The sequence below is a fragment of the Escherichia sp. TW14182 genome, from assembly GCF_000208525.1.
Classification (GTDB): Bacteria; Pseudomonadota; Gammaproteobacteria; order Enterobacterales; family Enterobacteriaceae; genus Escherichia; species Escherichia ruysiae.
Map to the genome: position 1 here is coordinate 26,280 of NZ_AEJZ01000080.1, position 14,330 is coordinate 40,609.

Here is a 14,330-nt window from a genome sequence, read left to right on the forward strand (position 1 = left end):
CAGGCTATCTCACTCGCCAGCCCGAATCCCGGCAGTGCTCGCAATCCTCACGTACTTAAGTACGCTCCGGTTGCTGTGCGCTGGCGGTATCCGGTCTGACTTCGCCGATGACGCCTGTACTTCAGGAACAGTTACCTAAAATTTATTCTTAGTTCACAGACCCGGCGCAACGCCGGGTATATTCACTCAGCCAACAACTCAACGCAGTACCATCAACAGTGCCAGCACCACGACCGCACCGATGCTCATGGATGCCACATACCAGCGCAGGTAGCCGTTCTCACTGAACAGCAGACCTTTACCCGCAAGGCGCGAGAGAACCGCCGGAATGTTCATCATTGAGTTCAGCGGATCGCGTTTCAGCAACCAGGCAATACCCAGGAACGGCTTGACGAACACTTTGTCGTACAGCCAGTCAAAGCCCCAGGCGTTGTACCACCAGGTTCCCAGCAGGCGACCCGGCGCACTGTTGGCGATGGAGGTCACCAGAGTACGTTTACCCAGCCACAGCCAGGCAGCCAGCAGAATGCCGACGACCGCAACCACGCCAGAGGTAATTTCCAGGGTCAACATACTGCCGTGCGCCAGTTCCGTCGTTTGCGGAAGCACGCCCTGCAGCGGCGGTACAATCAGTGCGCCAACGAAGGTGGAAAGGATCAGCAGCACAATCAGCGGCAGGCTGTGAGTTACCCCTTTCACGGCGTGAGCGTGAATTTGTTCTTTTCCGTGGAAGACGATGAAAATCATACGGAAGGTGTAAAGCGAGGTCATAAACGCACCGACCAGACCTGCCACCATCAGATTGATATGACCATTCGCCATCGCACCCGCGAGGATCTCATCCTTACTGAAGAAGCCCGCAGTGACCAGCGGCAGTGCCGACAGTGCCGCGCCGCCCACCAGGAAGCAGAGATAAACCAGTGGAATAGATTTACGCAGACCGCCCATCTTGAAGATGTTCTGTTCGTGATGGCAGGCCAGAATGACGGAACCGGATGCCAGGAACAGCAACGCTTTAAAGAACGCGTGGGTCATCAAGTGGAAAATCGCCGCATCCCATGCCTGTACGCCAAGCGCGAGGAACATGTAACCAATCTGGCTCATGGTGGAGTAAGCGAGAACACGTTTGATGTCAGTTTGTACCAGTGCAGCAAAGCCTGCCAGCAGCAGCGTAACCGCCCCGACAATACCCACCAGATGCAGGATTTCCGGGGTCATCAGGAACAGGCCGTGGGTACGAGCGATCAGGTAGACACCGGCTGTTACCATCGTTGCGGCGTGGATCAGCGCGGAGACTGGCGTCGGGCCAGCCATCGCGTCGGCAAGCCATGTCTGCAACGGCAACTGCGCAGATTTACCGACCGCACCGCCCAGCAGCATCAGCGTCGCCCACATCAGCATGTTATTGCCGTCAGCAAAGTGCGCTGGTGCCAGTTCCACCATTTCGCGGAAGTTCAGGGTGCCCAGTTCGTTGTAAAGAATGAACAGCGCGAAAGCGAGGAACACGTCACCCACACGGGTCACGACGAACGCTTTCATTGCCGCTGCGCCATTCTTCGGATCGGTGTAATAGAAACCGATCAGCAGATAGGAGCACAGACCCACGCCTTCCCAGCCGAGGTACATCAGCAGCAGGTTGTCGGCGAGAACCAGAACCACCATGCTGGCGATGAACAGGTTGGTGTAGGCGAAGAAGCGAGAGTATCCCTCTTCACCGCGCATATACCAGGAGGCGTACATGTGGATCAGGAAACCCACACCGGTAACCACCGAGAGCATGGTCAGCGACAGGCCGTCCAGCACCAGGTTGAAACCAATGTTAAAGTCGCCTACCGACATCCACGTCCACAGCGGCTGGCTGTAAGCCTGCTCGCCGTTAGCGAAGAAATCGACGCCGATAAAAGCGGTCACCAGCGCCGCCAGGCCCACAGAGCCAACGCCAACGATCGCAGAGACGTTTTCAGACCAGCGTCCACGGGAGAACGCCAGCAGGACGAAGCCAATCAATGGCAAAATAATGGTTAAGGCAAGCATGTTCATCCGCGCATCTCACTTACTGAATCGATGTTCAGGTTCTGGCGACGACGGTGAAGTTGCAGCAGCAGCGCAAGGCCGATACTCGCTTCTGCCGCCGCGAGGCTGATGGCGAGAATGTACATCACCTGACCGTCGGTCTGGCCCCAGTAGCTACCGGCGACCACAAAGGCCAGCGCGGAGGCGTTAATCATGATTTCCAGACCAATCAGCATAAACAGCAGATTGCGACGGATAACCAGACCGGTTAAGCCAAGAACGAATAAGATTGCCGCGAGGATCAGTCCATGTTGTAAGGGGATCATGCGCGCTCCTCCGTTTTTCTTTTCGCGCTGTCGTCTTTACGATTGCTCAGCACTTCACCCGCACGCTCTTCACGACCGACGTGGAAGGCCACAACCAGACCAGCCAGCAGCAGCATAGAAGCCAGTTCCACCGCCAGTACGTAAGGCCCGAACAGCGTAATACCCACTGCTTTAGCACTGATTGGCGTACCGTCGATACCCTGATCGTTAACACCGAGAATGGCGTAAACAATCACCACCAGCATGATGGCCGACAAAATTGCCGGACCAATCCACACCTGCGGTTTCAGCCACTGGCGTTCCTGTTCGATTTCTGAACCGCCCAGGTTGAGCATCATCACCACGAACACGAACAGCACCATAATGGCACCCGCGTAGACGATAATTTCCAGCGCACCAGCGAAATAAGCGCCCAGTGAGAAGAACACCCCGGAAATCGCCAGCAGCGAAATAATCAGGTACAGCAGTGCGTGTACCGGATTGGTATGGGTGATCACTCGCAAGGTCGCAAGTATGGCTATCAGGCCACAGATATAAAAAGCGAACTCCATTGCCCCTCTCCTTACGGTAACAGGCTCTTGACGTCGATAGGCTTGGCTTCGTTTTCTGCTTCGCCCTTATCTTTGCCGTCGATTGCCATACCTGCCATCCGGTAGAAGTTATATTCCGGGTATTTGCCCGGACCGGAGATCAGCAGATCCTCTTTCTCGTAAACCAGATCCTGGCGCTTGTATTCCCCCATTTCGAAATCCGGGGTTAACTGAATCGCCGTGGTCGGACAGGCTTCTTCGCACAGGCCACAGAAAATGCAGCGTGAGAAGTTGATGCGGAAAAATTCCGGATACCAGCGACCGTCTTTGGTTTCTGCTTTTTGCAGCGAGATACAGCCGACCGGGCAGGCTACCGCGCAGAGGTTACAGGCTACGCAACGCTCTTCGCCGTCCGGGTCGCGGGTCAGAACGATACGACCACGATAACGGGGCGGCAGATAGACCGGCTCTTCCGGGTACATTCGCGTTTCGCGTTTGGCGAACGCGTGCAGGCCGATCATCCAGATACTACGAACCTGGGTGCCGAAACCTACTAACAATTCTTTTAAGGTCATGGTCTTAGTGCCCCTTATTGCGCCTGCCAGAGAATGACAGCCGCCGTTACCAGCAAGTTGATCAGCGTCAGCGGCAGGCAGATTTTCCAGCCGAAGGACATTACCTGGTCATAACGCGGACGCGGTAACGACGCACGAATCAAAATGAACATCATCATAAAGAACGCGGTTTTCAGCGCGAACCAGATGAATGGCGGTAACAACGGGCCTTGCCAGCCACCGAAGAACAGCGTCACCATCAGTGCAGAGATGGTCACAATCCCGATGTATTCACCCACGAAGAACAGACCGAATTTCATACCGGAATATTCAATGTGGTAACCATCCGCCAGTTCCTGCTCGGCTTCCGGCTGGTCAAACGGGTGACGGTGACACACCGCCACGCCCGCGATGGCAAAGGTAATAAAACCAAAGAATTGCGGGATGACGTTCCACACATGCGCCTGGCTGTTGACGATGTCGGTCATGTTGAATGAACCGGCCTGCGCCACCACGCCCATCAGGGAAAGCCCAAGGAACACTTCGTAGCTCAGAGTCTGTGCAGAAGCACGCATCGCACCCAGCAGAGAGTATTTGTTGTTACTTGACCAGCCCGCAAACAGCACCGCGTAAACCGCCAGACCAGCCATCATCAGGAAGAACAAAATCCCGATGTTCAGGTCGGCAACCACCCAACCCGGACTGACTGGCACAATCGCAAAGGCCAGCAGCAGCGAGGTAAAGGCAATCATTGGCGCCAGAGTAAAGATGACGCGATCCGAGAATTTCGGGATCCAGTCTTCTTTAAAGAACATTTTGATCATGTCCGCGACCAGCTGGAGCGAACCGCCCCAGCCAACACGGTTAGGTCCGTAACGGTTCTGGAACAGACCCAGCAGGCGACGTTCGCCAAAGCTCATGAATGCCCCGCAGGTGACAACCACCAGCAGGATCACCACCGCTTTGAGGATGGTCAGCAGGATCTCAATCAGTTCCGGTGATAACCAACTCATTGTTGTGCCTCCTTGAGATCCTCAAGATGCGCGCCAGCCAGCACTGGAGCAATGCCGGACATCCCCATCGGCAAGCCTACCTGCCCTGCCGTCAGCCCTTCGGCGATTTCAACCGGCAACGTGACCGTGTTGCCATCGTAACTAAAGGAGACGCGTGTACCCGCGTTCACACCCAACTTCGCGGCATCTGCCGGGTTAAGTTTGATGTACGGCTGCGGCATACGGCTCTGGAAGACCGGAGCACGCTGTGACAGTTCATCGCTGCCAAACAGGTGGTAGTACGGCGCGATACGCCATTTCCCTTCCTGCGGCTGGAAGCGAGCCGGTACGCTGGTGAAGTAATCCAGACTGTTTTCGCTGGTTTCAAACAGACGCACACCCGGATCGCCAAAGCGCAGTTTGCCGCCCACTTCGTCCTGGAATTTGTTCCACGCCTGCGGGGAGTTCCAGCCCGGTGCCCAGGCAAACGGCACTTGCGAACGGTGCGCGGTCGGCTGGTTGTTACCTTCCATCGAGAAGGTGAACATGGTGTCAATATCCTGCGGCTGACGCGGCTCATGAACGCTGATATTGGCGCGCATGGCGGTACGACCGCTGTAACGGTGCGGTTCACGGGCCAGTTTCTGACCACGAATGCGGAATGTCGCATCCGGCGCGGCATCTTTGATACCCGCCAGTTCCGGGATTTTCGCCACAACGGCGTCAATCACATGGTCGAGCTGCGTCCAGTCCACTTCACGGCTCAGCAGGGTGCTGTGCAGCGAGTGCAGCCAGCGCCAGCTTTCCAGCATGACCGTTTTGCTGTCGTAATAGGACGGGTCGTAAACCTGGAAGAAACGTTGAGCGCGACCTTCGTTGTTGATAACCGTACCGTCGCTTTCAGCAAAGCTGGCGGCGGAAAGCACCAGATGGGCGTTTTCCATGATCGCTGTGCGTTGATGGTCAACCACCATCACCAGTGGCGCTTTAGCCAGCGCAGCATTTACGCGGGTTGCGGAAGCGTGACGATGCAGATCGTTTTCCAGCACCACCACCGCGTCGGCGCGTCCGGTTTCCAGTTCGGTTAACGCTTCTTCCAGCGAACCGCCACCCATAATGCCCAGCCCCATGCTGTTGACGGAACGGGCAATCATGGTGATACCTACGTCAGCGCCGCGACCTTTCAGGGCTTTCGCCACGTTAGCCGCCGCCTGAATCACTTCTGTGCTACCGGCGTTCGTCCCGGAGATAATCAACGGTTTCTTCGCGCCAGCCAGCGCCTGCACGATGACGTCGATTTTGCTTTGCAGCTCAGGCTCGATACCGTCAACCGCTGGCGCGGAGTTATCCAGCGCATGGGCGATGGCAAATCCTAAACGCGCCTGATCTTCAACCGGTGCACGGTAAGTCCACGCCGCGATATCATCCAGACGGGTGTCATCAACGTTGGTAACAAACAGCGGATGCTTCGCACGTTGGCCGATGTTGAGGATTGCCGCAATCTGCCAGTCAGCCACTTTCTGTGCTGCCGCCATTTCGCGCGCTTTACCTTTCACCGCCTGACGCACCGCCAGCGCGACGCGTGCCCCAGTCTGAGTAACGTCTTCGCCCAGTACCAGTACCGCATCATAAGATTCGATTTCGCGCAGCGCCGGCGTATAAATGCCGCCTTCACGCAGCACTTTCAGCGCCAGTTGCAGACGTTCCTGCTCACCGTGAGCAATACCGGTATAGAAGTTTTCTTCGCCCACCAGCTCACGCAGCGCAAAGTTGCTTTCTACGCTGGCTCGCGGAGAACCGATGCCGATCACTTTCTTCGACTGACGCAGAATATCTGCTGCGCCCTGCATTGCCTGTTCGGCGTTAAGGGTGATGAAATCATCGCCACGACGCTGTACTGGCTGACGCGGACGATCTTTCAGGTTGACGTAGCCGTAACCGAAACGACCACGGTCGCAGAGGAAGTAGTGGTTTACCGTACCGTTGTAACGGTTTTCGATACGACGCAGTTCGCCGTAACGTTCGCCGGGGCTGATGTTACAGCCGATGGAACATTGCTGGCAGATGCTCGGCGCAAACTGCATATCCCATTTACGGTTGTAACGCTCGGAGTGCGTTTTGTCGGTAAATACGCCAGTCGGGCAAATTTCGACCAGGTTACCGGAAAATTCGCTTTCCAGGGTGCCGTCTTCAGGGCGACCGAAGTAGACGTTGTCGTGTGCGCCATAAACGCCCAGATCCGTACCGTCAGCGTAATCTTTGTAGTAACGCACACAGCGGTAACAGGCGATGCAGCGGTTCATTTCGTGGGAGATGAACGGCCCCAGATCCTGATTGCGGTGGGTACGTTTGGTGAAACGGTAGCGACGGAAGCTGTGTCCGGTCATCACGGTCATATCCTGAAGATGGCAGTTACCGCCCTCTTCACATACCGGACAGTCGTGCGGGTGGTTAGTCATTAACCACTCGACCACACTTTCACGGAACTGTTTCGCTTCTTCGTCGTCAATGGAAATAAAGGTGCCATCGGAAGCCGGTGTCATACAGGACATCACCAGGCGACCACGCGTGTCTTCCGCGTTTTGGTACTGCTTCACCGCACACTGGCGGCAAGCACCGACGCTTCCCAGCGCCGGATGCCAGCAAAAGTAAGGAATATCAAGACCCAGAGACAGACAAGCTTCCAGCAGATTGTCCGCTCCGTTGACCTCGTATTCTTTGCCGTCTACATGAATTGTAGCCATTAGCATGCTTCCAGTTTTCTCAGTCAGAGACTGAGCGTTAATCGAAATCATTCCCCTCACCCCGGCCCTCTCCCCTAAGGGGCGAGGGAGAAAAGCGGCTCAGGATCATCCCCTCTCCCCTCCGGGGAGAGGGTTAGGGTGAGGGGTAAAAGGTCCTTACCAGCGCTCTTTCAGCAGGTTCGGCTGAATCCCATTAATCAAATGGGTATTGCTGAACGGCTGTTTGATTCCCGCTTCAAATTCTTCGCGGAAATATTTGATGGCGCTCTGTAACGGCTCCACCGCACCAGGTGCGTGGGCACAGAAGGTTTTACCCGGGCCTAAGAATCGACACAGTTGCTCAAGTGTTTCGATATCTCCCGGCTGACCTTCGCCCCGCTCCAGCGCACGCAGAATTTTCACGCTCCACGGTAGACCGTCACGGCACGGTGTACACCAGCCGCAGGATTCACGGGCGAAAAACTCTTCCAGGTTACGCACCAGCGACACCATGTTGATCTCATGGTCAACCGCCATCGCCAGCGCCGTACCCAGACGGCTGCCCGCTTTACCGATGCTTTCGAATTCCATCGGCAGGTCAAGGTGCGCTTCGGTCAGGAAGTCGGTGCCCGCGCCGCCTGGCTGCCAGGCTTTGAATTTCAGGCCGTCACGCATACCACCGGCGTAATCTTCGAGGATCTCGCGTGCGGTAGTGCCGAACGGCAGTTCCCACAGACCCGGATTTTTCACCCGACCGGAGAAGCCCATCAGCTTGGTGCCAGCATCTTTACTTTTCGAGATGTTCTGATACCACTCCACGCCGTTAGCAAGGATTGCCGGAACGTTACACAGGGTTTCGACGTTGTTGACACAGGTCGGTTTACCCCATGCGCCGGAGGTTGCCGGGAATGGCGGTTTTGAACGCGGGTTAGCGCGACGCCCTTCCAGGGAGTTGATTAACGCTGTTTCTTCACCGCAGATGTAGCGCCCTGCCCCGGTATGGACAAACAGTTCAAAATCAAAACCTGTTCCCATAATGTTTTTGCCAAGCAGACCTGCTTCGGTCGCTTCAGCAATGGCACGGCGCAGATTCACTGCTGCTTCAATATATTCGCCACGCAGGAAGATGTAGCCACGGTAAGCTTTCAGCGCAAACGCGGAGATGAGCATACCTTCCACCAGCAGGTGCGGCAGTTGCTCCATCAGCAGGCGGTCTTTATAGGTGCCCGGCTCCATTTCATCGGCGTTACACAGCAGGTAACGGATGTTCATGGATTCGTCTTTCGGCATCAGGCTCCACTTCAGGCCAGTAGAAAAGCCTGCACCGCCGCGCCCTTTCAGGCCGGAGTCTTTTACCTGAGTAACGATTTCGTCCGGAGAAAGTCCGGTCAGCGCCTTACGCGCCCCTTCGTAACCGTTTTTGCTGCGGTATTCATCCAGCCACACTGGCTGTTTATCATCACGCAGACGCCAGGTCAGCGGATGCGTTTCGGGAGTACGGATAATGTTTTTCATTTATACCGCTCCAGCAGTTCAGGGATCGCTTCCGGGGTCAGATGCGCGTGAGTATCCTCATCGATCATCATGTTTGGCCCTTTATCACAGTTCCCCAGGCAGCAGGTTGGCAGCAGCGTAAAGCGGCCGTCAAACGTCGTTTGCCCTGGTTTGATGTTCAGTTTTTTCTCCAGCGCCGCCTGAATGCCCTGGTAACCGTTGATGTGACAGACCACGCTGTCGCAATAACGGATCACATGGCGACCAACCGGCTGGCGGAAGATCTGGCTGTAGAATGTTGCCACGCCTTCGACATCGCTCGCCGGAATACCCAGAACGTCAGCGATCGCGTGGATCGCACCGTCCGGCACCCAGCCACGCTGTTTCTGAACGATCTTCAGGGCTTCAATGGACGCCGCACGCGGGTCTTCGTAGTGGTGCATCTCGTGCTCAATCGCTTCACGCTCTGCCGCACTCAGCTCAAAAGCCTCAGTTTGTGGTTGTTGATTCTCGTGCATAATTAGCGGTCCACATCTGACATAACAAAATCGATACTGCCCAGATAAACAATCAGGTCAGACACAAGGCTGCCACGGATCGCCGCCGGAATTTGCTGCAAATGCGCATAACTCGGCGTGCGGATACGGGTGCGATAACTCATGGTGCTGCCGTCGCTGGTCAAGTAGTAACTGTTGATCCCTTTAGTCGCCTCAATCATCTGGAAGGATTCATTGGCAGGCATCACCGGCCCCCACGATACTTGCAGGAAGTGGGTGATCAGGGTTTCGATATGTTGCAGCGTGCGCTCTTTCGGCGGCGGCGTAGTCAGCGGGTGATCCGCTTTGAACGGGCCTTCCGGCATGTTGTTGAGGCACTGCTCAAGAATGCGCAGACTCTGACGCAGCTCTTCCACTTTCAACATCACGCGGGTGTAGCAGTCAGAAACGCCACCGCCAACCGGGATTTCAAAGTCGAAGTTTTCATAGCCAGAATAAGGACGCGCCTTACGCACGTCGAAGTCGATCCCGGTGGCGCGCAGGCCAGCACCGGTGGTGCCCCACTCCAGCGCCTCTTTCGCGCCGTAGGCGGCAACGCCCTGGGAACGGCCTTTCAGAATGGTGTTTTGCAGCGCCGCTTTCTCGTAAGACGCCAGACGTTTCGGCATCCAGTCGAGGAATTCACGCAGCAGACGATCCCAGCCACGCGGCAGGTCGTGCGCTACGCCGCCAATGCGGAACCACGCCGGGTGCATACGGAAACCGGTTATCGCTTCTACCAGATCGTAGATTTTCTGCCGATCGGTAAAGGCGAAGAACACGGGCGTCATCGCGCCGACGTCCTGAATAAAGGTGGAAATGTACAGCAGGTGGCTGTTGATACGGAACAGTTCGGAGAGCATTACGCGGATCACGTTAACGCGATCCGGCACGGTAATTCCGGCCAGTTTCTCTACCGCCAGTACGTAAGGCATTTCGTTAACGCAGCCGCCGAGATATTCGATACGGTCGGTGTAAGGAATATAGCTGTGCCAGGACTGGCGTTCGCCCATTTTCTCAGCGCCACGGTGGTGGTAGCCGATGTCTGGTACGCAGTCGACAATCTCTTCGCCGTCGAGTTGCAAAACGATACGGAAAGCCCCGTGCGCCGACGGGTGGTTCGGGCCGAGGTTGAGGAACATGAAGTCTTCGTTTTCGGTGCCGCGCTTCATCCCCCACTCTTCCGGTTTGAAGGTCAGGGCTTCCATCTCCAGATCCTGTTTGGCTTTGGTCAGCTCAAACGGCGAGAATTCGGTAGCGCGCGCCGGGTAATCTTTACGCAGCGGGTGACCTTTCCAGGTTTGCGGCATCATGATGCGGCGCAGGTTCGGGTGACCATCGAAAGTAATGCCAAACAGATCCCAGGTTTCACGCTCATACCAGTTGGCGTTCGGGAACAATTTGGTAAAGGTCGGTACGTGCAGGTCGTTTTCAGCCAGCGCCACCTTCAGCATGATGTCGCGGTTACGATCGATGGAAATCAGATGGTAGAAAACAGAAAAATCCGCAGCAGGTAGCCCTTCGCGGTGGGTGCGTAGACGTTCGTCCATGCCGTGTAAATCAAACAGCATGACGTAAGGTTTCGGCAGTTTCTTTAAGAAATCGCCAACTTCCAGTAATTGTTCACGCTTGATCCACACAACGGGAACCCCGGTGCGAGTCGCCTGAACAGTAAAGGCATCCGGCCCAAAACGGTTGCGCAGTTCGCCTATCACCGGATCATCAAGATGATCGCGGGTCTGCCAGGCGGGTTCTTGCGCGGTTAAGTCGGTCATATTGTTCACCATTGCATATGGTCCGTGGTGACTGTCGGCGTGGCTTCGCGCAATAGATTTAGGAATAAGCGAAGAAAAATGCCTTTGCCGACAGGCGCAAATTAAATCTCGTCAGGGGTGCGCAGGTTGGTAACGGCAATGCGTTCACCGCGCTTGCGTTCGCGCTCTGATTGCATATTGGCGCGATAAACGCCCTGATCGCCAACGACCCAGGAGAGCGGGCGACGTTCTTTACCAATAGATTCCTGCAACAACATCAGTGCCTGCATATACGCTTCCGGACGCGGCGGACACCCCGGGATATACACATCAACCGGAATGAATTTATCAACGCCCTGTACAACGGAATAAATGTCGTACATACCACCGGAGTTGGCACAGGCTCCCATAGAGATAACCCATTTCGGCTCCAGCATCTGGTCATACAGACGCTGAATAACCGGTGCCATCTTGGTAAAGCAGGTTCCTGCCACCACCATCAGGTCAGCCTGACGCGGCGAAGCACGTAATACTTCTGCGCCAAAACGCGCCACGTCATGCACCGCAGTAAACGAGGTCACCATCTCAACGTAACAGCAGGAAAGACCGAAGTTATACGGCCAAATTGAGTTTTTACGACCCCAGTTAACCATGTCATTGAGCTTGCCCATAAACACGTTTTTGTTAACTTCTTGCTCCAGAGGGTCGGTTACGATCTCCTGCTTTTGCAGGGGGTAACGGTCGTTCTCACCGTTGGGATCTATGCGGGTGAGCGTATAATCCATCTTAATGCCTCGCGGTTAGCGTTGACGATTAGCGATACTGTTCGTTTCCGGGTTCATACGCTCGCGGCGAGAACGCGCGGGCGTCCAGTCCAGCGCGCCAATACGCACCAGATAAACCAGACCAGCCAGTAACACAAAAATAAAAATTGCCGCTTCTACAAAGCCAATCCAGCCGCTCTCGCGAATGGAGGTTGACCATGCGAACAGATACAGCGCCTCAACGTCGAAGATAACGAAGAACATGGCCACCAGATAAAACTTGGCAGACAGGCGTAAGCGGGCGGAGCCGACCGAGTCGATACCTGATTCAAACGGCACGTTTTTCGACCTCGCGCGTGCGCGACCGCCTAAAAACCAACCGCCTACCAGCATCAGGCAACACAGGCCAATGGCAACGATAAGAAAGATAGCGAATGCCCAGTGATGAGCGATGACTTCAGTGGATGTTGACATACTCATTGCTTACTCATCAAAAGTAGCGCCAGATTCACTGCTCTTCACGGCAGATGGACGCCACATCGATTCATGGGGAGGAATAAAAAAAACCTTACAATCACTGTAGAAACTATTTTAACAGCTAATTGATGTGGTCTTTTACTCCTTTCTATAACCTTTTGTCAACTTTAACAAAGGTTTCTTCACATTAATTTACATGATATCAACAACTTTTGCATTTAATGCCCTTTAGCCCCAGATTGTTGACAACTCCAGGAAAATTAGATGTTGTTGAATCGTGTCCGTTGTGAAGCAATGGAAAAAATACGGGTCTATTTTGACAGGAATTTGTGTCGATTCCTCCCCCCAAAAGAGAGTATTTTCTTGATCTGTGACACGCTTTTGTTAATCCATAACAAAAATACAGCAAAAATTTTACGCATTTTTTAACATCATTGTAGCAGGAGATTTTTTTCAGGCGATTTTTTGTTCGTCAGTGAGGAGAATGGCTGATGATTGAAAAATGAACGATTTTGTTCGTCGTGAGGAAAATTCTTAAGGATTTATTGTAAAAAAAGCCACTGACGTTTTATTCGTCACCAGTGGCTTATTTTTACAAACTTGTCATCAGAAATTGTTATTGCCGGACGATTATTCGTAATCCCCTTCTATCAACAGGGAATCGTCCCCCTCCTGGGTAGTCAGCGGGCTGTATTGCCATGGGTTGTGATAACTCTCCATCGCCTGGTATATCACCTGCGCCAACTCATTATTGCTGGATGGATCATAGCACAGCAAATATTCGGTATCTGGTAGTGGAGGTAAACCGTCTACCGCGCTCAAAACGCGCAGATCCGGACTCATCATCTCAACCGGTCTTGCCGTCACGCCAAGACCCGCTTTTACTGCAGCACGAACCGCCGGTAATGTGGAGGCAACATACGCCAGGCGCCATGGAATATCCGCTTTATTGAGCGTTGCCAGAACCATGTCACGGAACGGACTAGGATCATCCAGGAGCACAAGTGGGATCGGCTCGCCTTTTTGCAACACATATTCCGCAGCGCAATACCAGTGCGTAGGAGAAGTACGCAGGTTCAACGCCTTAAAGGTATCAGGACGATGAGTGGTAACCATTAAATCCACTTCCTGGGACTTCAGCATTTCTGCCATATAGGCATTGCGCTTAACGCGGACATCCAGCGCAAGTTTCGGATAAACCGAACTTACGCGATTAAGCAGGAAAGGTAAGATCGTATCAGCAGATTCATCTGAAGCACCGATAGTTAACACGCCCTGAAGATTACTGAACATCAATGATGAGCAAGCCTCATCATTAAAACGCAGGATTTTCCTGGCGTAACCAAGAAGCTGAATGCCATGTTCAGTTAACAGTTTGTTGCGACCATGCCGAGCGAACAGTTCTTTCCCAACGAGTTGTTCCAGACGTTGCATTTGCTGGCTAACAGCGGACTGAGTACGACACACAGCGGCAGCTGCAGCAGCAAAAGTGTTCAGATCGGCAACAGCAACAAATGTTCTCAGCAGATCGAGGTCGAGGTTAATTATCGGACGATTTGCACTTATCATATATTATCACTTACTGGCGGCTCATACTGAGCTGGTTAATGCTGTGCACACACAAACAAGCAATTCCATTTGTAATGTGCCTCCCTGGCAGTTTCATCCGGAACCCGGATGAAAGTAAAAATGCATATGAGTTGCACTAAAAATGTGGCTCACATTGTTCCGTTATAATGCCTGAAGTAGATCACAGAATATATCTTCAGGGATCGCATATCTATTAAGTTACTCACTCTTTTCTATTTATGACATGCGCGAGTTTGTGTAAATGTAAATGTTGCTCCCTGCTCCTCTCCCTCGCAGCAGCGCGGCTAATACGTATACGCGTACAAACAGCAAGGATGAGACCGCATCAAAAGCAGGTGTTCCGTCATTAAAGCAAGCATTTTACCCTAAAACCCTTTTATTTATAAGGGTCATTGCGAATTATCTGATGCAAAGTTATGTTATGTTAGGCAAAGTAATCTTCTATTATTAATATGCACAACAAAACCTTTTTGAATATTAAATAATAATTAATTAGCATCACCCGCATTCATTAATTCCTCTTAACAATAATTACCCCCGTAATCACCTATACGACACATCGGCAATCACTACTCGT

12 protein-coding genes are annotated in these 14,330 nt (G+C 53.6%); all 12 read right to left on the bottom strand.

Translation table 11 applies throughout. The features are described 5' to 3' along the window. Window positions 1-198: 198 nt before the first annotated feature. The 12 genes from nuoL to lrhA all read right to left on the bottom strand — a co-directional run bounded on the left by nuoL (window position 199) and on the right by lrhA (window position 13,732). Window positions 199-2,040 (bottom strand): NADH-quinone oxidoreductase subunit L, encoded by a 1,842-nt coding sequence (gene nuoL / locus EQY_RS0108125; RefSeq protein WP_001056603.1) that lies wholly within the window; start codon window positions 2,038-2,040, stop codon window positions 199-201. Then, the gene (nuoK, locus tag EQY_RS0108130; protein WP_000612644.1) at window positions 2,037-2,339 is read right to left on the bottom strand and encodes an NADH-quinone oxidoreductase subunit NuoK; all 303 of its coding nucleotides are present in this window, start codon (window positions 2,337-2,339) and stop codon (window positions 2,037-2,039) included. The genes nuoL and nuoK overlap by 4 nt, the downstream gene beginning before the upstream one ends. Next, complete coding sequence (nuoJ, locus tag EQY_RS0108135) at window positions 2,336-2,890, bottom strand: NADH-quinone oxidoreductase subunit J (RefSeq protein ID WP_000393513.1); 555 nt, start codon at window positions 2,888-2,890, stop codon at window positions 2,336-2,338. Before nuoJ ends, nuoK begins: the two co-directional genes overlap by 4 nt. Window positions 2,891-2,901: 11 nt before the next feature. Next, window positions 2,902-3,444: an NADH-quinone oxidoreductase subunit NuoI gene (gene nuoI / locus EQY_RS0108140; RefSeq protein ID WP_000172749.1), complete on the bottom strand. Its 543-nt coding sequence runs from the start codon at window positions 3,442-3,444 to the stop codon at window positions 2,902-2,904. Between the two features lie 14 nt (window positions 3,445-3,458). Further along, window positions 3,459-4,436, bottom strand: coding sequence for an NADH-quinone oxidoreductase subunit NuoH (gene nuoH, locus EQY_RS0108145; RefSeq protein ID WP_000118685.1), 978 nt, complete (start codon window positions 4,434-4,436; stop codon window positions 3,459-3,461). Further along, window positions 4,433-7,159 carry an NADH-quinone oxidoreductase subunit NuoG gene (gene nuoG / locus EQY_RS0108150; RefSeq protein WP_024212464.1) on the bottom strand — a complete coding sequence of 909 codons (2,727 nt, stop codon included), beginning with the start codon at window positions 7,157-7,159 and terminating at the stop codon, window positions 4,433-4,435. Before nuoG ends, nuoH begins: the two co-directional genes overlap by 4 nt. Window positions 7,160-7,315: 156 nt before the next feature. Then, entirely contained in the window at window positions 7,316-8,653 is a 1,338-nt protein-coding gene (gene nuoF / locus EQY_RS0108155) for an NADH-quinone oxidoreductase subunit NuoF (RefSeq protein WP_000789511.1), read from the bottom strand. Continuing rightward, window positions 8,650-9,150 carry an NADH-quinone oxidoreductase subunit NuoE gene (gene nuoE, locus EQY_RS0108160; RefSeq protein WP_000545042.1) on the bottom strand — a complete coding sequence of 167 codons (501 nt, stop codon included), beginning with the start codon at window positions 9,148-9,150 and terminating at the stop codon, window positions 8,650-8,652. Before nuoE ends, nuoF begins: the two co-directional genes overlap by 4 nt. Window positions 9,151-9,152: 2 nt before the next feature. Next, a complete protein-coding gene (gene nuoC, locus EQY_RS0108165) occupies window positions 9,153-10,955 on the bottom strand; it encodes an NADH-quinone oxidoreductase subunit C/D (protein ID WP_000247878.1) in 1,803 nt (600 codons plus the stop codon). 89 nt (window positions 10,956-11,044) lie between these two features. After that, window positions 11,045-11,707 (bottom strand): NADH-quinone oxidoreductase subunit NuoB, encoded by a 663-nt coding sequence (gene nuoB / locus EQY_RS0108170; protein ID WP_000386733.1) that lies wholly within the window; start codon window positions 11,705-11,707, stop codon window positions 11,045-11,047. Window positions 11,708-11,722: 15 nt separating this feature from the next. Further along, on the bottom strand, window positions 11,723-12,166 hold the full coding sequence (gene nuoA, locus EQY_RS0108175) for an NADH-quinone oxidoreductase subunit NuoA (RefSeq protein ID WP_000062994.1): 444 nt from the start codon (window positions 12,164-12,166) through the stop codon (window positions 11,723-11,725). 627 nt (window positions 12,167-12,793) lie between these two features. Then, window positions 12,794-13,732: a transcriptional regulator LrhA gene (lrhA, locus tag EQY_RS0108180; RefSeq protein WP_000622296.1), complete on the bottom strand. Its 939-nt coding sequence runs from the start codon at window positions 13,730-13,732 to the stop codon at window positions 12,794-12,796. Window positions 13,733-14,330: the final 598 nt, after the last annotated feature.